Origin of the sequence: Mesorhizobium sp. M7D.F.Ca.US.004.01.2.1, assembly GCF_003997785.1 — a bacterium.
GTDB lineage: Bacteria > Pseudomonadota > Alphaproteobacteria > Rhizobiales > Rhizobiaceae > Mesorhizobium > Mesorhizobium loti.
The window spans coordinates 1-19,930 of record NZ_RZRQ01000089.1 but is presented as its reverse complement, the minus strand read 5'-3'; the positions used below and the strand labels follow the sequence as shown (position 1 = coordinate 19,930).

Annotated in this window: 17 protein-coding genes and 2 pseudogenes; 14 read left to right on the top strand and 5 right to left on the bottom strand. The window is 61.0% G+C overall.

The genetic code is table 11. The features are described 5' to 3' along the window. Positions 1-82 precede the first annotated feature (82 nt). The 8 genes and pseudogenes from EN993_RS14925 to EN993_RS14890 form a co-directional block, all read left to right on the top strand. A complete protein-coding gene (locus EN993_RS14925; RefSeq protein WP_109660113.1) occupies positions 83-1,018 on the top strand; it encodes a LysR substrate-binding domain-containing protein in 936 nt (311 codons plus the stop codon). A gap of 104 nt (positions 1,019-1,122) precedes the next feature. Then, complete coding sequence (locus EN993_RS14920; RefSeq protein ID WP_127263890.1) at positions 1,123-2,271, top strand: acyl-CoA dehydrogenase family protein; 1,149 nt, start codon at positions 1,123-1,125, stop codon at positions 2,269-2,271. Between the two features lie 9 nt (positions 2,272-2,280). Continuing rightward, on the top strand, positions 2,281-3,021 hold the full coding sequence (locus EN993_RS14915) for an NAD(P)H-dependent oxidoreductase (protein WP_127263888.1): 741 nt from the start codon (positions 2,281-2,283) through the stop codon (positions 3,019-3,021). After that, positions 3,014-4,144 carry a CaiB/BaiF CoA-transferase family protein gene (locus tag EN993_RS14910; protein ID WP_127263886.1) on the top strand — a complete coding sequence of 377 codons (1,131 nt, stop codon included), beginning with the start codon at positions 3,014-3,016 and terminating at the stop codon, positions 4,142-4,144. Before EN993_RS14915 ends, EN993_RS14910 begins: the two co-directional genes overlap by 8 nt. 11 nt (positions 4,145-4,155) lie before the next feature. Then, positions 4,156-4,998, top strand: coding sequence for a MaoC family dehydratase N-terminal domain-containing protein (locus tag EN993_RS14905; RefSeq protein WP_127263884.1), 843 nt, complete (start codon positions 4,156-4,158; stop codon positions 4,996-4,998). Beyond that, entirely contained in the window at positions 4,992-5,804 is an 813-nt protein-coding gene (locus EN993_RS14900; protein ID WP_127263882.1) for a CoA ester lyase, read from the top strand. The genes EN993_RS14905 and EN993_RS14900 overlap by 7 nt, the downstream gene beginning before the upstream one ends. Positions 5,805-5,829: 25 nt before the next feature. Further along, on the top strand, positions 5,830-7,206 hold the full coding sequence (locus EN993_RS14895) for an MmgE/PrpD family protein (protein ID WP_127263880.1): 1,377 nt from the start codon (positions 5,830-5,832) through the stop codon (positions 7,204-7,206). A gap of 50 nt (positions 7,207-7,256) precedes the next feature. Then, positions 7,257-7,505: pseudogene (locus EN993_RS14890) on the top strand (nicotinate-nucleotide diphosphorylase (carboxylating)); the annotation flags it as partial. A 226-nt stretch (positions 7,506-7,731) separates the two neighbouring features. On the opposite strand, the pseudogene EN993_RS14885 reads toward EN993_RS14890, so the two are convergent. The 4 genes and pseudogenes from EN993_RS14885 to EN993_RS14870 all read right to left on the bottom strand — a co-directional run. Further along, positions 7,732-7,973 (bottom strand): annotated as a pseudogene (locus EN993_RS14885) (transketolase); the annotation flags it as partial. Positions 7,974-8,125: 152 nt separating this feature from the next. After that, entirely contained in the window at positions 8,126-8,944 is an 819-nt protein-coding gene (locus EN993_RS14880) for a carbohydrate ABC transporter permease (RefSeq protein ID WP_109660098.1), read from the bottom strand. Next, on the bottom strand, positions 8,945-9,814 hold the full coding sequence (locus EN993_RS14875) for a sugar ABC transporter permease (RefSeq protein ID WP_245468828.1): 870 nt from the start codon (positions 9,812-9,814) through the stop codon (positions 8,945-8,947). It lies immediately after the preceding gene. Between the two features lie 136 nt (positions 9,815-9,950). Then, on the bottom strand, positions 9,951-11,201 hold the full coding sequence (locus tag EN993_RS14870; RefSeq protein ID WP_245468830.1) for an ABC transporter substrate-binding protein: 1,251 nt from the start codon (positions 11,199-11,201) through the stop codon (positions 9,951-9,953). A gap of 293 nt (positions 11,202-11,494) precedes the next feature. Between EN993_RS14870 and EN993_RS14865 the strand changes: the two genes are divergently transcribed. Genes EN993_RS14865 through ugpC form a run of 4 tightly spaced genes read left to right on the top strand, consistent with a single transcriptional unit; the run spans position 11,495 to position 16,727 of the window. Continuing rightward, positions 11,495-12,655, top strand: coding sequence for an ROK family transcriptional regulator (locus tag EN993_RS14865; RefSeq protein ID WP_127263875.1), 1,161 nt, complete (start codon positions 11,495-11,497; stop codon positions 12,653-12,655). A gap of 31 nt (positions 12,656-12,686) precedes the next feature. Beyond that, positions 12,687-14,174 carry a M81 family metallopeptidase gene (locus EN993_RS14860; RefSeq protein ID WP_127263873.1) on the top strand — a complete coding sequence of 496 codons (1,488 nt, stop codon included), beginning with the start codon at positions 12,687-12,689 and terminating at the stop codon, positions 14,172-14,174. Between the two features lie 57 nt (positions 14,175-14,231). Beyond that, positions 14,232-15,599: a M24 family metallopeptidase gene (locus tag EN993_RS14855; protein WP_127263871.1), complete on the top strand. Its 1,368-nt coding sequence runs from the start codon at positions 14,232-14,234 to the stop codon at positions 15,597-15,599. 27 nt (positions 15,600-15,626) lie between these two features. Further along, entirely contained in the window at positions 15,627-16,727 is a 1,101-nt protein-coding gene (gene ugpC, locus EN993_RS14850) for a sn-glycerol-3-phosphate ABC transporter ATP-binding protein UgpC (RefSeq protein WP_109660085.1), read from the top strand. A gap of 268 nt (positions 16,728-16,995) precedes the next feature. On the opposite strand, the gene EN993_RS14845 is transcribed toward ugpC, so the two are convergent. Then, positions 16,996-17,886 carry a LysR family transcriptional regulator gene (locus EN993_RS14845; RefSeq protein WP_127263869.1) on the bottom strand — a complete coding sequence of 297 codons (891 nt, stop codon included), beginning with the start codon at positions 17,884-17,886 and terminating at the stop codon, positions 16,996-16,998. A gap of 92 nt (positions 17,887-17,978) precedes the next feature. On the opposite strand from EN993_RS14845, the gene EN993_RS14840 reads away from it, so the two are divergent. Together EN993_RS14840 and EN993_RS14835 are read left to right on the top strand one after the other, a co-directional pair. After that, on the top strand, positions 17,979-19,310 hold the full coding sequence (locus tag EN993_RS14840) for an aspartate aminotransferase family protein (protein ID WP_109660081.1): 1,332 nt from the start codon (positions 17,979-17,981) through the stop codon (positions 19,308-19,310). Positions 19,311-19,478: 168 nt separating this feature from the next. Beyond that, positions 19,479-19,930, top strand: a 452-nt coding sequence (locus EN993_RS14835; RefSeq protein WP_245468825.1) for a PotD/PotF family extracellular solute-binding protein, incomplete at its 3' end; no start/stop codon positions are given.

Genomic DNA, 19,930 nt, shown 5'->3' with positions numbered 1-19,930 from the left:
GGATTGGAACCAGGTTACCTCGGCCGTCCGATCTAATCTTCGTCTCTTTCTTGTGACCAGATATAATGATATTCAATAGCTCATGGAATTGTCGCAGCTACGCACCCTGATCCACGTCGCTGAACTCGGCAGCCTCAGCAAGGCTGCCGACCGGCTGCACATCGCGCAGCCGGCGCTCAGCCGGCAGGTGCGCATGCTGGAGGAGGAATTGGGCTTTGCCCTTTTCCTGCGCCACGGACGCGGCATGGTGCTGTCCGAGCAGGGCAAGGAGGTGCTGACGCACGCCATGCGCGTGATGGCCGAGATCGACGAGATCCGCGCCACGGCCACGCCCGCCGATGCGCCGCTGACCGGCGAAGTGGCCATCGGCCTGCCACCCACCGTGGCCGACATTATCTCGCTGCCGCTGGCGGCCGCCTTCGGCAAGGCCCACCCCAAGGCCAAACTCAGACTTGTCAGCGCCTACACCGGCTATTTGCTGGACTGGATGCACCGCGGCGAGGTGGACGTCGCGGTGCTCTACGACCCACGCATGGCACGTTCACTGCGCTCGCGCCCGCTGCTCCTGGAAAACCTCTTCCTGATCGGACCGCCGGACGCGGGATTTTCAACCGTGCGCGCCGTATCGTTCGCCTCGCTCGCCGGCAAGCGCCTACTGCTGCCCAGCATCAAGCACGGGCTGCGCATCATCGTCGAACGCTGCGCCACGGATGCCGGCATCACGCTCGATGTCGGCATCGAAGCGGATTCGTACTCGGCGCTGAAGGACCTGGTGCGCAACGGACATGGCTGGACGATCCTGCCGCTCGCTCCCATCCATGCCGACGTGACCGCCGGGCTGCTCACCGCCGCGCCGTTGATCGACCCGGTGCCTGTGCGCCGCCTGATCCTTGCGTACCCGGCGGACCGGCCTGCCTCGCGGCTGGCGCGGTTTGCCGGACAAGCGATAGAGGACGTCGTCAAGGATCTTGTCGGGCGGGCCGTCTGGGTTGGCCAGCTTCTCGGCCCCCCGCCATAAGCATTCGAATTCTGCTATATCTGCTCACGTCTGCCTTGCATTGCTGACAGGACATGGAGGCGCGATAGTGAGGCCGCAGCAAGACGAAAAGCCGGACAAACCCCATGGAATCCTATCAGGACATTCGCGATGCCGTCGCCAGGCTGTGCGCGCGCTTTCCCGGAGAATACTGGCGCGCACTCGACAGGGACATGACCTACCCCGGTGAATTCGTCGCAGCGTTGACGCAGGCCGGCTGGCTCTCGATCCTGATCCCCGAGGCGTATGGTGGCGCGGGCCTGCCGCTTTCGGCCGCCGCTGCCGTGCTGGAGGAGATCCAGCGCGCCGGCTGCAATGGCGGCGCCTGCCATGCCCAAATGTACACGATGGGCACGCTTGTTCGCCACGGCTCGGAAGCCCAGAAGCAGCGATACCTGCCGAAGATCGCCGCAGGAGAATTGCGCCTGCAGGCCTTCGGCGTCACGGAACCGACCAGCGGCACGGATACCGGCGCGCTCAAGACCACGGCTCGCCTTGATGGCGATCATTTCGTGGTCAAGGGCCAGAAGATCTGGACCAGCCGCGCCGAGCATTCGGATCTGATGCTGCTGCTGGCGCGGACCACGCCGCTCAAGGACGGCATGAAGAAGACCGACGGCCTCTCCGTCCTCATCGTCGACATGCGCGAAGCCGTTGGCAACGGCCTCACCATCCGGCCGATCCGCACCATGATGAACCATGCCACCACCGAAGTCTTCTTCGACGATCTGCGCGTGCCGGCCGAAAACCTGATCGGCGAAGAGGGAAAGGGATTCCGCTACATCCTCTCGGGCATGAATGCCGAGCGCATCCTGATTGCAGCCGAATGCGTCGGCGATGCGAAATGGTTCATCGAAAAGGCAGGCACCTACGCCAAGGAAAGGCATGTGTTTGGCCGGGCGATCGGCCAGAACCAGGGCATCCAGTTTCCGATCGCAAGAGCCTACGCCAACATGCGCGCGGCCGAGTTGATGGTGCGCGAGGCGCTGAACCTCTACGAGGCCAGCAAGAACCCCGGCGCTGAAGCCAACATGGCCAAGATGCTGGCAGCCGACGCTTCGAACGAGGCCGCCAATGTCTGCATCCAGACGCATGGCGGGTTCGGTTTCGCGGAAGAGTACGATGTGGAGCGCAAGTTCCGCGAGACGCGTCTCTATCAGGTCGCGCCGATCTCGACCAACCTCATCCTGTCATACCTTTCCGAGCACGTGCTTGGACTACCGCGTTCCTACTAGGAGTCGTCCGTGAACGTCCTCATTGTCTATGCACACCCGGAAGCAAAATCCTTCAACGGCGCCATGAAGGATCTGGCTGTGGAAACCTTGACCCGCGCAGGCCACGATGTGGTCGTCAGCGACCTCTATGCGAAGGGCTTCAATCCTGTCGCAGGGCCGGGCGACATATCAGGCGAGCGCAACGATGCGGACTTCTTCAGCCTGCCGCGCGAGCAGACCGTAGCCTACGAGGCCGACGCACTGTCGGCCGACATCAGCGCCGAGATCGAGAAACTGAAGCGGGCGGACTTCGTGCTGTTCCAGTTCCCGGTCTGGTGGTTCGGAATGCCCGCAATGCTCAAGGGCTGGGCCGATCGTGTCTTCGCGCGCGGTTTCGCCTATCTGCCGGGCCGCAAATACGACACCGGCATGTTCAGGGGAAAGCTCGCCATGGTGGCCGCCACCACGGGCACATCGGCCGACACCTACGCGCCCGACGGCATCGATGGCGACATCCTCACGGTGCTGTGGCCGATCCACAATGGTCTGCTGCGCTATTCCGGTTTCGACGTGCTGCCGCCCTTCGTCGCCTATATGCCGGGCCGTGTCGGCGACGATGGCCGCAAGGCCTATCTGGAAGCCTACCGCAAGCGGCTCGAGGACATTGACGGCACGCCGCATCTGTTCTTCCACGCCGCCGAGGATTACGGCAAGAACGAGCGGCTGAAGCCTGGTGTGCTCGCCCGCTCCGGGGTGCAGCGCAATGTCTGACGACGCCCGCCCGCTGGAGGGCCTGTTTGTCGTTTCCATCGAGCAGGCCGTCGCCGCTCCGCTCTGCACGGTCCGCCTCGCCGATGCCGGCGCACGCGTCGTGAAGATCGAGCGCCCGGAAGGCGAAACCGCGCGTCACTACGATTCCGCTGTTGAAGGCATGTCGGCTTACTTCGTCTGGCTCAACCGCGGCAAGGAAAGCGCGGTTCTCGACCTGAAGACCGAGCACGACCTGGCTCTGCTGCACCGGATGGTGGCGCGCGCGGATGTCCTGGTGCAGAATCTCGCGCCGGGCGCCATCGACAGGCTCGGCCTCTCCGCCGATGTGATTGCGGAAAAATTCCCTCGGCTGATTGCCATCAACATCGTCGGCTACGGGCAGGACACGCCCTACGCGGCCATGCGCGCCTACGACATGCTGGTGCAGGCCGAAAGCGGCATCTGTGCCGTCACCGGCACGCCGGACACGCCGAGCAAGGTCGGGGTTTCCGCCGCTGACATCGCCACCGGCATGAATGCCCATGCAGCGATCCTCGAAGCCTTGCTGGCGCGCGAGAAGACCGGGCGCGGTCGCATTGTCGAAATTGCCATGTTCGACGCCATGGCCGACTGGATGGCCGTGCCGCTGCTGCATTACGAATATGCGGGCCGCGAGACCCAGAGATATGGCCTGGCGCACGCTTCGATCTACCCCTATCGACCCTATGCCTGTCGGGACGGCAGCGTGGTCGTGTCCATCCAGCAGAACAATGAATGGAAGCGCTTCTGCAGCGTCGTGCTGCAAAGACAGGATCTGTTCGCCGACGAACGCTTCGCCACCAATGCCTGGCGGGTGGCCAACCGCACGGCGCTCGACGCCGAGATCGAACCGATCTTCGCGGCAATCGACTGCGAAGAGGCCATAAACCGTCTCAACGAGGCGCAGATCGCCTGGGGCCGTGTGAGCGCAATGCGCGACCTGCCGCACCACAAGGCGTTGCGCCGGACAGAGGTGGCGCTGCCGGACGGCAGGCGCATCGCCGTGCCGATGCCGGCAGGGCGGTCGGAGGGATTCGCAACGGTCCCCAGCGTTCCCGCCCTTGGCGCCGACACAGACCGGATCCGGTCCGAATTCGCCGCTTGACGAGGAAACTCATGAGCCTGGACACAACCACGCTGCAGGAATGGGTTGGACGCACATACGAGGTCGAGGATGTTGTGATCCCGCGCCTGCTGGCCAGCTTTGGCGCCACGCTTGGCGACTACGCAGCGCAAACTGCGGAGGGCGCGGCCACGCCGGGACTGCACTGGTGCCTGACGCCCGATATTGCCGATAGGCGCGAACTCGGACCTGACGGGCACCCGGCCAAAGGCAGCTTCCTGCCGCCGGTGCCGCTTCCACGCCGCATGTGGGCGGCCAGCGATGTGCGTTTCATGGCTCCGATCCGCTCCGGCGATCGCATCCGCCGCCGCTCGACATTGACCGCCATCGAGGAGAAGCAGGGCCGCACCGGCCCGCTCACCTTCGTCACGGTCCGGCACGACATCGCCAACGACGCCGGCCCGGTGATCGAGGAGGACCAGACCATCGTCTATCGCGGTGTCGAAGCCACTCCTGCGCCCTCTGCCCCGCCAGCAAATCCAAACCCGACCGCACCGCATGAGCTTTCGGTCGACGTCGATCCGGTGCTGCTTTTTCGGTATTCGGCGCTGACCTTCAACGGGCACCGCATCCACTATGACGCGCCCTACGCCACGACGGTCGAGCATTATCCCGGGCTCGTCATCCATGGTCCGCTGCAGGCGACACTGCTCATGAACTTCGCCACCGCTATTGCAGGCGCCGCGCCGCGCCGCTTCTCGTTCCGCGGCGTGCGTCCGGCGAGCGGCCCACAGCGCCTGCTTCTGAGTGCAACATCCCCAGGCAAGGACGGCATGGCTCTCGAGGTACGGTCTGCCGACGGCCATGTGACGGTCAAGGCCACGGCGCAATGGTGAGCTTCGTCACGCCTGTCGTGCCGCTTTTCGTACCCGGCTCGCGGCCGGAGCGGTTTGCCAAGGCCGACAGCAGCGGCGCGGACGCGGTTATTCTCGACCTCGAGGATGCCGTCGCCCCTGGCGACAAGGACCGCGCTCGCGAAGCAATTGTCGCCAATGCAGCCGCGCTGAAATCCGCGGTCGTGGTCCGCATCAACGCCGCCGGTACACCTTGGCATGAAGCGGACATCGACGCCGTGCGGCGCCTCGACGGCGCCTCCGTCATGCTGCCCAAGGCCGAACGCCCGGAAGACATTGCTGATACGACTAGGCACATGGCACGCAGCGTTTCCGTCATCGCGCTGGTCGAGAGCGCCGTAGGCCTCGCCAACCTGCCGGACATATTGGCCACGCCCGGCGTCGTTGCCGTTGCCTTCGGCTCGGTCGACTTCTCGCTCGATCTCGGTTGCGCGCATGATCGGCTGATCCTGCTTGCGGCGCGCAACGAAATCGTCTGGCGTTCGCGCGCGGCTGGCCGGGCCGCGCCGATCGACGGCGTGACGACCGACCTGAGCAGTCCCGAAATCACCGAAGATGACGCACGCCATGCCATGAAGATGGGTTTCGGCGGCAAGATGGCTGTTCACCCGAGGCAGATCGAGCCGATTCGCAATGGCTTTCGCCCGAGCGAAAATGAAATCACATGGGCACGCGACATCATTGGCGCAGCCTCATCCGGCGAAGCCAGCCAGGTCAACGGCGAGATGGTGGATCGGCCGGTGATCGAACGTGCAAGGCAGGTGCTGCGCCGAGCCGCTTTGGTCTAAAGGGCATGCAGAGGAGGAGCAACAGATGAGCACGGACACCGCCGACTGGCCGACCGCCAGGCTCTGCGCCTTCATTGCCGCACTCGACTTCGAACAAATTCCGCCCCGCGTCGTTCATTTCGCGCAAGGACTGATGATCGACTGGATCGGCTCGGCGCTGGCCGGCAAGGGCGCGCACCAGGTCGAGATGATTGATGGCTTTGCGCGCGCGATGGGGCCGGCGGACGGCCCAAGCACCATCATCCCGACGCGGCGGCGCACCAGCCCCTATTTTGCGGCGATGGTCAACGCCGCGGCCTCCCATGTCGTGGAACAGGACGACGTTCACAACGGCTCGGTCTTTCATCCGGCGGCAGTGATCTTTCCGGCCGTCCTGGCGGTTGCCGAGGCCGAGAACAAGTCCGGCCGCGACATCCTGACGGCCTGCATAGCCGGTTACGAGACGGGTATTCGTGTTGGCGAGTTCCTCGGACGCTCGCACTACGAGATATTCCACACCACCGGCACGGCTGGCGCTGTCGCCGCGGCCGCAGCGGTCGGCAAGTTGATCGGGCTGGACGCAGCCGGCCTCAACCATGCGCTCGGCTCCGCCGGCACCCAGGCGGCGGGGCTCTGGGAATTCCTGCGTGATGCCGCCGATTCCAAGCAGCTTCATACGGCGCGAGCGGCCGCCAACGGCCTGTTTTCTGCCTATCTGGCGCGCGATGGCTTCAAGGGGGCCGCGCAGATCCTCGAAGGGAAAAAGGGCATGGCGGCAGGCATGTCCAGCGACGCCGATCCGGCCCGCCTGACGGACGGCCTCGGCAGCCGTTGGACAACCGAGGAGACGTCCTTCAAATGGCACGCCGCCTGCCGGCACACCCATCCGGCCGCTGACGCGCTGCAGTCTCTCATGCTCCGCGAAGGGCTCGGTCCGGACGACATCACTAACGTGGTGACCCATGTCCACCAGGGAGCCATCGATGTCCTGGGCGCGGTGGTCATTCCGCAAACCGTCCATCAGGCGAAGTTCTCCATGGGTACGGTGTTGGGGCTCATCGCCGTCCATGGCGTCGCCGACCTCGACGCTTTCGAACGCCACGCACTTGCCGACGCCCGCGTCGCCCGTTTCCGGGCCAAGGTGCGGATGGAACGCGACGCCGAGGTCGACACCCTTTACCCCCGGCAATGGGTCGGCAAGGTGAGCATCACGACCGTTGACGGCCGCAAACTCGATGCCCGCGTCGACGAGCCCAAGGGCGACCCCGGCAACACGCTTGCGAAACAGGAACTGGAAGCCAAGGCCATACGCCTTGCCGAATTTCGAGGCGGCGCCACCGCTGACGAGATGCGCCGCTGCATGGCCCGCATCTGGAGGCTCGATCAGCCCGGGAGCACGGCGGATATATTTGCAGAGCCGTAGTCCGTTATAGCGCCGAACGCTCGAGCTCGCTCAAACCATCCCATTCATACACGATTGAGCAGCTCGAACTGGCACTCGCGGCCGGAGCCGACGCGGTTTTGTTGGACAACATGTCGGTCGAGCAGCTGACCCAGGCCGTGGCGATGGTTGGCGGACGGGCGATTACCGAGGCATCGGGCCGCGTGACCGCGCAGAAGGCCCCTGCAATTGCCGCGACCGGCGTCGACCTGATTTCGATTGGCTGGATCACACACAGTGCGCCGATCCTCGATATCGGGCTGGATTGGGAAAGGTCTTGATCTGTCTGTGTCACAATATGTAGCACTTTAACATGTAGCAGGACGCAGTTTGCCGTAATGGAACTTCCACTGATGTCGCCGAGCGCCCGTCGAGACATTCATGCACGGATGCGCTTGCGATGGAAACGGATCATCCGCCATCTGCACCAACCATCTTTCCGATCCTCAGTTCGCCTGGCACCACTCCGCAGGCATGGTTCTGGGACATTGCGGGCCTGCCTCGGCCTTATCTCGCAGGGGGCAGTTTGCTCCGCGCGACAGCGACGATCGCTTCGGCGGTTATGCCGAAATGCCGGAACAGATCCTTGCCGGGCCGGATGCGCCAAAGGACTGCATGCCGACGAAATCGCCATCCCGCCCAATGAAGCAATCCCAGCCCTGGCGAATGGCGGCCTCGACAGCGATCTTGACCGGCGTATTGCCGATGACGGACGCGCGATAGGCAGCCGGCTGTTCGGCGAACAGCTCGAAGCGGGGCTTGGAATAGTGCGTTGACGCGCGCTTGTCGACGACGTCGAGCTGGCGCCACCTCATCGTAAGGAGACGTCGTTGACTCAACCAAGCATGCGTCAGACTAAAACTGGTGATCACTATTTCAGATCTGATGGATCTGGATCCGATTATTTCCCGGCTCCCCCGAGCAAACCGCGCACGAAGGCTTTTTGGAAGAGCAGGTAGGCGAGCATCACCGGCAGAAGCGAGATAAGCGTGGCGGCCATCAGCGGACCGTATTCAACCTGCAGGCTGCTGGCGAAACCGGCTATCGTCACCGTGACAGGTCTGGCCTCGTCGCTCGTTGTCAAGGTAATGGCAAAGAGAAGGTCGTTCCAGATGGCGCGACTCTGGATGATCGCGAGAGCGGCGAGACCTGATCCCGACGCCGGAAGAAGAAGCCGCCAGAAGTAGGCTGCCGGGCTGCAGCCGTCGATGAGTGCCGCCTCATACATCGACCTGGGTACCGACGCGAAGAAATTCCGCATGAAGAAGGTGCAGAAGGGAACGCTGTAGGCGGTGTGGACCAGCCACATGCCGGGAATAGTGTCGTAAAGACCAATCGCCCTGATCAGAAAAAACAGAGGGATTTGGACGATCTGGAAGGGAACGAGCATGCCCGTCAGCAGGAAAAGATAGACCACCCGTCCGCCAGCTCCGCGCATGTAGGCAAGCGGATAGCCGGAAATCGCCCCCACCAGCAGCGACAGGATCACGGATGGCACCGTAATCGCAATCGAGTTCAGGAAGCTTCGCCCCATCCGCTCGTAGGCGATGGCGTAATTCTGGAAGAAGAGTTCGTTCGGCAACGCGATCACTCGCGTTATTTCGGACGGCGATTTGAGCGACGTCAGGAACGCAACGACCAGGGGGGCGGCAAAGATCGCCGCCGCCGCCACCAGGATCGAAAACGGTAGAGCCGTGCGCTTGGCGGTTGCAGTGTTCATCTATTCCGCCTCGCTGTCCTGGACACGTTTTGCCAGCTGGTAGATGTAGGGCATGATGATGACCCCGGCGATCACCAGAAGGTAGACCGAAATCGCGCTGGCGCGGCCCATCTCGAATCTACCGAAGGCGGTGTCGTACATCTGCGTGGCCAGGACCTCGGAGGCATATGCGGGGCCGCCATTGGTCATCGCCCAGACAATATCGAACAGGCGCATCGCGTCGACCGCGGCCATACCGAGGACGACGATCGTGGAGGGCCATAGAAGCGGGAAGCTGACTTTCCAGAAGACCTGCCAGGGCGTCGCCCCCTCGATCCTCGCGGCCTCTATGTACTCGACCGGAATATTGCGAAGGCCCGCGAAGAACACCAGGAAGGCGAAACCCGTCGTCCACCACATCATCGAGCCCATGAGCGCGAAGTTGACGATCGAGGGGTCCCCCAGCCAGTTCTGAGCCAGGCCACCCAACCCGACCGACCGCATGACTGTCGTCAGCAGGCCATTGGTCGGCTCATACATCCAGCGCCAGATCGCGGCCACGGCCACGGCCGGGATCGTGAAGGGCAGGAAGAAGATGACCCGGAACACCGATTCTCCCTTCATGCCCCTGTCGAGCAAAGCCGCCAGGAGCAGGCCGAGGCTCGTTGGCCCAAGCAGGAGGAAGACGAGCCAGGAAATGTTGTTCAAAAGAGCGTGGAAGAAGCGCGATTGGTGAAGCAGCACGACGTAGTTCTGCAGCCCGACATACTTCGGAGAGGGTGAGAAACCATCCCAGCTGTGAAGCGACAGATTGAATGTGGAAACGATGGGATAGACATAGAAAACGGCAAAAAGGGTTACAGGAAGCGACAGAAAGATTGCGTGGGTCACCCCTTCGGTCTGAAACTTCCGGCGCATAAGTTGGAAGTTCGGCATGTCGGATTGTTCTCTCGGCGAGCGGAATCAACAAATCGTATCGTCAACGTCCCTGGATGTCGGGCCGACATGTGTCGGCCCGACCACGGTATCACCACTTCAGATAAGATCCCTCCGTCAAAGCTTCCTGCCGCAAGCCCTCAAGCGTCGTTATCATCTCGTTTTCGTTTGCATCGGAGGGGTCGATCGCGAATTTCTCCATTTGGACGCCCAATTCCGTGCCGACCTTGGTGGGCAGCAGGAAAAACAGGTTCGGCAGCACAGCGTTGGCCTTTGATGCATCCGCCAGTTCCTTCGCGAATTTGGCACCCACGGCATCGTAGATCGACGGATCAACCGTCACATTTGGTGCGAGTGAACCTTTCGGAACGGCAAATGCCGCCTGACCTTCCGCCGACGCCGCGGAGATGACGAATTTTTCAGCGGTTTCAAGCGTATCGGCCGGTCCTTCCGGAACCGCAAAGGCATCCATCTGGAAAATCGCCTTGCCCTCTGTCCCTGGCGCTGGAAACACATCGAACTTCTCAACGGGTGCGAAACCCGCCTGCTTGAAATAGGCCGCCGCCCAGGCGCCCATCATGAACATCCCGGTATTGCCGTTGACGACATCGTCGGCCGTTTGAGTCCAGGTCTTGCCGCTCCAGTTCTTGGCGTAGCACTTCACCATGGTGCTGCGGTAGAGGTCGAGGGCCTTGCGGAAATCCGGACTATCGAAGCCGAGTTCGCCGCTCGCGATCTTGTAGTAGCCCTCGGTGCCCACAGTGGAGACGAGGGGCGCGTAGAAGTTATACAGGCTCCAGAACGGCCCCCCCGCATTGCCCAAAGGCTCCACGCCCGCCGCGCGCAGCTTGTCGCATGCGGCCACCAGGCCTTCGTAGTCCTTGGGAGGCTGAAGCCCTGCTTTTTCGAAGATGGCCTTGTTGTAGAAGATGTTGTTGATCAGCGACAGGTCATAGGGAATGCCATAGGGCTTGCCGCCGATCTTGACGACCCGCTGAACGCCCTCCGGGAAAATCTCGTCGCCCTTGATTTTTGCCCAGGTCTCCGAGAGATCATGGAGTTTGCCGCTGTCGACGAACGTCTTCAGCTCCGATGCCATCGAGCTCTGATAGGCGGCGGGCGGCGTGTTTCCCATGAACGCGGTCTGCAATTGACGACGCATTTCAACGGCGTTGCCCGGAATCACCTTGCCGACGATCTGGTTGTTGGGATTCTGCTTGTTGGCGAAAGCGATCAGGGCTTCGATACCGGCCTTTTCAGATCCCGCCGCATAATAGTGCCAAAGCTCCTTCGGACCGTCGGCCCTGGCCGCTGATGCGCTCGCGAGCACCCCGAGCGCCATGCCGATCCATTTCAAGTTACTCATTGTTCTACCCTCTGTTGAGCCGAGCGTTTTGCCGTCGGCATATATTCTGTAAACAAGAAAAACCTACCTCCAAAAAACGATGTGCGTCAACAGATTGCGTTCAAAATATCCCAGTGAGCGAGTCCTACGATGAAGACAATTTCCACAACAGATTGATATATAACGATATTTATACGAAAAATGAAATTCACAGGTGTTCGTCGATTGACAACCCATACGGCCTCCTCGTATGAATTATTCTCAAAACAAGAAAAATATCGGAGCAAGGCTTGAGCAAGTCGTACATCAGGCATTTCAATGCCAATGCGATCTTTCACAGGATACGCATCGAGCCTAACGTTTCGCAGCGCGACATCGTCGCCAAGACGGGCATCGACAAGTCTGTCGTCTCCTCCATTGTCAATCAATTCAGTGAGTTGGGACTGGTTGAACGCAACCCTGTGGCGACCAGCAACAAACCTGGTCGCCCTATGGAAGGCCTCACCATCTCTCCCGAAAGCGGTCTGATCGTTGGCGTTCAGATCGAGGCTGACACAATCGGCTATGTCGCCGCCGCACTCGACGGAATCCCTGTGTGCTCCAAGGTCCAGGCTTTCGATGGAAAACTCGACGAGGTCGCCGATGTCGTCGCTCGGGGTGTGAAGGAAATAGTCAGTGAATGCGGTCGCGACAGCGAGACGCTCGGAGTCGGCATTTCACTTCCAGGCCTCCTCACGGACGAGGGCGTACTGCTTCACGCTCCCGTCCTTGGATGGCGCGGCGTCCCTGTGGTGGATATGTTCTCCTCCACACTGGATGCTCCCGTTTTTGCGGGCAATGACGGCAAGGCCGCCGCGATGGCGGAATACATGTTCGGTGAATGCGTCGACGTCAGAGATTTTATTTATCTGTTCTCGGGCTCTGGCGTCGGCGGCGCTCTATTCCTCGACGGCGACATCTATCGCGGTTCGACGGGACTGGCGGGAGAACTGGGACATATCAAGGTGGTCCCGCAAGGCCGCTATTGTTCCTGCGGCGCCTCGGGTTGCCTTTCAGCCTACCTTTGCGAGCCTGCGCTAGCAGAGGAGATCGGCAGGCTGACCGGCAATCTGCCATCCTCCTTCAAAGAGATCATTGAGCGCGCCAACGCGAATGATGAGGTCGTTGTCGGTGTGCTCGACAATGCTGGCGCAGTCCTCGGTTCTGCGATTTCCAGTCTCGTGAACATCTTCAATCCGCCATTGGTTTGCCTTGGCGGCGATATGGCGAGCGCAGAACCTTACCTTCGGCCAGCGGTCGAACGCGCCCTGCAGCGACTGGCGCATCCTTCGATGTCGGTCCAGACCAAGGTCATTTTCTCGCAGTTGTCGACGGTCAGCCCGTTTCTCGGTGGTGTCGCACTCGCGCTGGACGGTGTCACGGGTCTCGATTCTCCGCACGTCCTTCCATGAACTCAATCCAAGTCCATCCGAAAGTCAGAGAATGCGCATAGCTATCGTCGGCCTCTCCATTGAAATCATGCTCGCCTCTCCGGTTCCAACCACGCAGGACGCGATACAACACTACACCGGCAGGGACTTGTCCGAAGGCGATGTCTGGATGGTCCGGGGCATGCTAGCGCGCATGGCGCAGGATAGCGACGTCGAGGCGGTCCCGTTGTACTGGGCCACTGCGCTGCCCGGCGGGCCGCTGGAACTGTCGGCATATCAAGACGTCAAGGAAAAGACGCTCGCGCTCATCAGCGAACGCGGGCCGTTCGACGGGATGCTCGTTGCCAATCATGGCGCGTTGGAGGTCCAGGGTTTGGACATCGACGCAGACACCGATTTCATTCAGGCCATCAGGAATGTCCTTGGGCCTGATGTGCCGATCGGCGTGTCGCTCGATCTCCATGGCGACATGACTCCGGAACTTCTCGAGGCGTCCACGGTCATCAGCGTTCTGCGCACCGCGCCGCATCGTGACGACAGGCAGACGGGGTACCGAGCCGCCGACCAGCTTATCCGGGTCATTCGAACCGGCATTACGCCCAAGAAATCCGTCGTGAGCCTACCAATTCTCGTCCCCGGGGAGACGGCAGTCACAACCCTGGAGCCCGCGAAAAGCCTCTATGGCTCCTTGCCCGAATACGACAGCGTGCCAGGCATGATGGAGGCGAACATCCTTGTCGGATTCGCGTGGAACGACAGGCCCTGGACCGCCGTATCGGCGATTGCAGTAAGCGACGGCGACGCCGAGCTGGCGCGCGTGCAGGCCACACGGTTGGCGCAAGCCATATGGGCGAAGCGCGCAGAATTCAATCTCAAGATGGAGACCGCCGAGGTTCGGCAGGGACTGAGACTCGCGGTCGAATGCCCGCAGCGCCCCGTGTTCGTATCCGATTCGGGAGACAACACCACGGCCGGTGCGGCCGGAGATCTGACCCTTGTCTTGCAGGCAGCGCTCGACGACGAACAGGTCCGCGATGTCGTTGTCGCCGGCATTACAGCTCCCGAGACTGTCCGTAAACTCGTCCAGGCCGGTGTCGGCTCGACGGTGGAAATCGAATTGGGGGCCGAGCATCTTTCCCGTCCGAAGACGGCGCGCCGCGTCAGCGTGCTCGTGGAGGCATGCGGAGAAGAGTTGGTGCTGCCGGGATTTCAGCCATACCGATCCAAGGAGGGCGCGTGGGCCACGGTGCGAAGCGGCAACGTGATTGCAACATTCCACGCCAATGCCATCGGCATAACCACGCCGCACCATTTCGTTGCAATGGACATCAGTCCAACCGAGCACAAGGCATATGTCGTCAAGCTTGGGTATCTCCATCCTCAGCTCGAAGATGTCTCGGCTCGCCATATCCTGCTGCTGAGCGACGGCACCTCGCAATTGGACATGACGCAGTTGCAATGGAACCTGTTGCCTCGTCCGACCTACCCTCTCGACAAAGATTTCGAATGGGACGCGCAGGCCCGGATGTACGGCGATTGATCTCCCTCGCAGCCAATTTCAACAGCTCTCGCGCCGGCACAAACAAAAGGATGCCAAATGACCATTTCCCTCACATCCGTTCGGTTGCCGGACTTCGGCATCCTCGGCGAAAGGCCGCACGTTCCCGCTGAGATATATGATGCTCGTGTCCGCGCCGCCTATGACAAAGCGGGGTGCGACTGGCTGGCCGTTTATGCCGATCGGGAGCATTTCGGCAACATCGCTTTCCTGACGGGTTTCGAGCCGCGCTTCGAAGAAGCCTTCCTTCTTCTTGGGCCGAACAACAAGCGTGTACTGCTCACCGGCAACGAGTCCGAAAGCTACGCTCCACTCGCGCGCTTGTCGGGAGTGACGGTGCTTTTGAGCCAGACCCTGAGCCTCATGGCGCAGGATCGCTCTCGTTTCCCTCGCTTTTCCGACCGTCTTGGCGACGCTGGAATCAAGGCAGGCGACACCATAGGGCTGGTGGGCTGGAAGTATCTCGAGCCATTTGAGGACGAAGCTTCCGAAACAGCCTATTTCGTCCCCGCGGTCTACGTACAGGCGTTTCAGCGAGCGGTCGGCCCTTCCGGCAGGCTGCGGGATGCGACCCATATCCTGATGCACCCGGAAAACGGCGTCGCCGTCACCGTCGATGCTGATCAGATCGCGGCGTTCGAATGGGCTGCAACACGCAGCTCACTGGCGACGTGGAGGATCGTTTCCGGGGTCCAGGAGGGTGACAGCGAGTTCGATGCCGTCTCGCGCATGGGATATGCTGGAGACCCGCTGAACGTCCACACCATGTTCGCGTCGGCCAGCAAGGGTGAAACCGTGATTGGCCTGCGAAGCGCAACGGGCCGCAAGCTCAAGCGTGGCGACGGTGTTACGACCGCAATCGGACATTGGGGCGGTCTTTCCTCCCGAGCGGGCCTTTTCGATGTCGCCAACGACGAGTTTCTCGCTATCGCCAAGGGTTATTTTCAAGGCCTGATTTCCTGGTACGAGACGGCCACGATCGGCGTCGAGGGCGGCACTCTTCATGAAACGGTAGTATCGACGCTCGCAAAATCGAAGCTCGGGCCGGCTCTCAATCCGGGGCATCTTGGCGGCTACGAGGAGTGGACACATAGCCCGGTTCGGCCTGGCTCGAACGACCGCATCCGCTCGGGCATGCATTTCCAGGTCGACGTGATCCCGACGCCGATCGCAGTCGGCTGGGCGTTGAACTGCGAGGACGCCGTGGTGTTTGCCGACGCACCGCTGAGATCCCAAATCGAGGTCAAGCATCCGTCGACGTTCAAGCGCATCGCCGCGCGCCGCGATTTCATGAAGAACGTGATTGGCGTGGAACTACGGGCGGACATCCTGCCGCTTTCCTCGACACCGCTCTATTTCGCGCCATTCTGGCTCAAGAGCGATAACATCCTCGTCCGCGATCGATAAGCGCCAAGACCCAACACCGGAGGGCTTATGGCCGCCATCGAGCTGAACAAAGTCGTCAAGGCCTATGGGGACGTTCAAACCGTCCACGGAATCGACCTCAGCATCAAGGATCACGAGTTCGTGGTGCTGGTCGGCCCTTCCGGATGTGGAAAATCCACCACACTGCGCATGATCGCCGGACTCGAGACCATCACGGGTGGAGAGATAAAAATCGGCGAGCGACGGGTTAACGACCTCCTGCCGGGAGAACGTGACATCGCCATGGTTTTCCAGAATTATGCGCTTTACCCGCATCTTTCGGTTGAGGACAACATCACGTTCGGGCTGCGTTTGAAGAAGACGCCACGTGGTGAAATCCAAACGAGACTGATCGAGACCGCCCGGATCCTGGACATCGGCCACCTGCTTAAACGCAAACCAAGGCAACTCTCTGGCGGACAGCGCCAACGCGTTGCAATGGGGCGCGCCATGATCAGAAATCCGGCGGTATTCCTGTTCGACGAGCCGCTCTCGAACTTGGATGCCAAGCTCCGCGTCCAGATGCGCGCGGAGATCAAACAGATCCACGAGGCGGTGCCGACCACAACGGTCTATGTCACCCATGACCAGATCGAGGCGATGACGCTTGCCGACAGGGTGGTCGTCATGAATGCCGGCAAGATAGAGCAGATCGCGCCGCCTCAGGAACTATACTTGAAACCGGCGACCAAGTTCGTAGCCGGGTTCATCGGGTCGCCTGGCATGAATTTCGTCAGCGCAGCGTTAGAACGACATGGAGAACAACTGATTGGCGTCCTGTCCGATGGCTCGCGTCTCGAACTGCCTGGAGGCATTTCCAGATTCGCCGACGCGGTGGGGCGGACAGTCGACCTCGGCATCCGGCCCGAACATTTATCCCTCAGTCCAAACGGAGGCCAAATATCGACCCGGATCGAAGCCGTTGCAGAGCTTGTCGAGCCTCTTGGAATGGATACCCTGGTACACTTCATCATCGCCGGCACGAAGGCCGTTGCGCGCGTGTCGCCTGATGCCTCGCTAAGACGTGGAACCCGGCTTACCCTATGCGTCGATCCCAAAAGCATTTACGTCTTCGACCGCGAAAACGGGAGCGCTCTGCATGGCGACTAAGGACATATGTCCTGAACGACGCGATATGGATGCACTGTGCAGGGTTGTTGACTTCATCATACCCGCGGATGATTTCCCCTCCGCTGGCGAAGCGGGGGTTGCCTACCAATGATCACGGCGTGTTGAAGCGTCTGCGGCCAGGGTGCGTGACGGCAGGCTGGAATTCTCGGGGGAGTGCCTGCAACTCCGCAATCCTCATGCCTCGATCGAGGTGCTGTTAGGCGGAGGACATGGACAGCAGAAACATGGCGCGCCGCTATCTCCCAACTTAGCCATCGTGGCCTTGGGAAACCCGGTTTACCACCGAAATGAAATCTGCGACCAGCTTGTTCGGCGTGCCTCGATAACCGATGGCGATGACGCATTCCCGCATGTCACGAATCGGCCTGAAGACCACGCCTGGCCGAGCGTAGTATTGCGCGGTGCTGTCGGCGGTGATGCTTATGCCGCGACCGGATGCGACCGCCTGAAGCTCGGATTCGACGGTGGCAGCCTCGAACACAACTTTCGCCGGCCTGTCGACGCGGTAGTCATTTGCTAACCAGTAGTCGCGCCATGCGCCCGGCACCGGCGCGGCAATGATCGGCTCGTCGAGTATATCGTCGAGCACAACCGTTTCCTGCCGACTAAGGCGGTGTCCCGTAGGGAGACATGCGACACATTTCTCGCGTGCGATTTCGACAAGGTCGATGTCGTCAAGGTCGATCGGCGGCCGAATGATACCACAATCGACCTTGCCGTCTCTCAGGCCGGCGCTCGGATCCGAGAAATCAAACTCTTGCAGGTGGAGGGAGGCACCCGGACGAATTCGCTCAAACTCACGAACGATTGCTGGGATAAACTGCACGGCGGTACCGATCATGTACCCAACGCGCAATTCGTTCTTGAGCGCGAGTTGCAGCGACCGTGCCTCACCGTACAGGGCTTCGAGCGATTGGCTAAGCGCCCGCGCCCTAGCCAACAGCTTTTCGCCCGACGGCGTCAGGCTGACACTTCGGGTGGTGCGCTCAAACACTGGAAAGCCCAGGGTCTGTTCCAATTGGATGATGGTCTGCGACAGGGCTGGTTGAGAGACATTCAGCTTCTCGGCAGCCCGCGCGAAGCTTTTCTCATTCGCGACGGCGATGAAGGAATGAACATGGCGAACTTGGATATTCATAAGCGTCACGAATTAATCGTTCAGCTATTCGTCCTTGTTGTCAAGCGGTCCACGCCGATAATCAGCCACATCCCAATAGGTTGAGGTGAGCCATGAATATCAGCCAGACAGACACGTCTCATTCTAGAAACATTCTGGAACAGGGTAAGCAGTCGCTGATCCACGATCCATTGGGGGGCGACGAAGCAAAGATTACGCTGGTGCGCGCCAAAGGCTCGTATGTCTGGGACGACCAAGGTCGCCAATATCTCGACTGCACCTCCCAGGCGTGGTCGAACAATCTCGGCGCCAATGATCCACGTGTGGTGGAAGCGGCGATCGCCCAGTTGCGCGAAATCACCCACGCCCGGCCGAACTTCAACACGATCCCACTGCTCAAGCTCACCGCCAAGCTGCGCGAGATCTCGCCCGGCGACCTGAATCGCATCGGCTACTGCCTGCACGGCAGCCTGGCCGTCGAAATGGCCATGAAGCTTGCGTTCAAGAACAAGCCTGGTCGCCACAATATCATCGTGCTGCAGGACGCCTATCATGGCCGTTCGCTGACCACGATGGCGGCCAGCTGGCCGCATCCAAACAACCCTTTCCTGCCGATCCAGCCGCGCTTTACCCGTGTGCCGCATCCCGATCCCTATCGTCCGCGGCTGGGTATGGATGTCGAGATGGAATCAAAGCTCTGTCTGCGACTGCTGGAAGAGACGATCCACAAGGGCGTCGATGGCGGTGTCGTCGCCATCATGATGGAGCCAATTCCCGGCAATGGCGGCCACATCGATCTGCCGCTGTCGTTCCTGAGAGGCGTGCGCGACATTTGCGACCGGAACGACATCATCCTGATCTGGGACGAGATCCAGAGTTGCTTCGGCCGCACGGGTGCAATGTTCGCGGCCGACTATTTCGGCATCGTTCCCGACATCATGACCTTCGGCAAGGGTATCAGCGGAGGTTTCCCGTTGGCCGGCATCTTGGCGAGCGAGCGGCTGACCGGTTTCGAGTCGGGCGAGGACGCGCTGACCTTCGGTCAGTTTCCGGTCGCGATGGCGGCGGCCGTCGCCACGATCGACGCGATCATCGCCGACGATCTGTGCGGCAAGGCACGCGACCACGGCGCCTTTGCAACACAGCGGCTCCACGAAATGGCGGATCGCCGCAAGCTGATTGGCGATATCCGCGGCCCTGGCCTGTTCGTCTCGCTCGAACTGGTCAAAGACCGGGTCAGCAAAGAGCCAGCCACAAAGGCCGCCTCGGAAGTATACCGGCGCGGTCTCGAGAAGGGCGTGCTCTTTGGCGAAAGCCGCTATGCCGGCCTCGGCAACCTGATCAAGGTGAAGCCGCCGCTGGACTGCACGCATGAAGACATGTCGCACGCACTCGACGTGCTCGACGATGTGCTCGGCTCGATCGAGGCCGATGGAATCGCTTAACCGTCAACACAAGCCGGAACGATCAGGAGGATCAGACCAGCCTCAACGTATACCACAGACCATGAAAATTAGTACGCAGATACTAACATCGAAAAGGGGATCACTATGCAGGAAAAAAAGATTAGCAGACGCTCCGTCCTAGCCGCCGGTGCAGGCGCTGCGCTATGCATGCCGTTCATCCGGCCCGCCTGGGCGCAGACACAGACGGTGCGGGCGCTGATGTGGGAGGCCTATGTACTTCCCGATGTCGTTTCGAAGTTCGAGGAAGAGAACAACGTCAAGTTTGTCGCCACTTTCTTCGACGGCAATTCCGAAGCTTATAACAAGCTGCGCGTCGGCGGTGCCAAGGAATTCGATTTGGTCCAGGCCGATGGCTTCTGGCCGCAGCTCTATTTTCGAGACGGACTGATCCGCAGTGTCGACTACGCTCACGTGCCGAGCGCGGCAAACTACCTTCCGGAATTCCATGCCGAGAAGTTCAAGGTGCTGACCAACCCGGCATCCGGCAGCAAGATCGGCTATCCGTTCTGCTGGGGCGCCTATGGGATCACGTACAACGCGGCAGTCGTCGCGCCGGAGAAGACGGGTACGATTGAATGCATGTTCGATCCCGCCCTGTC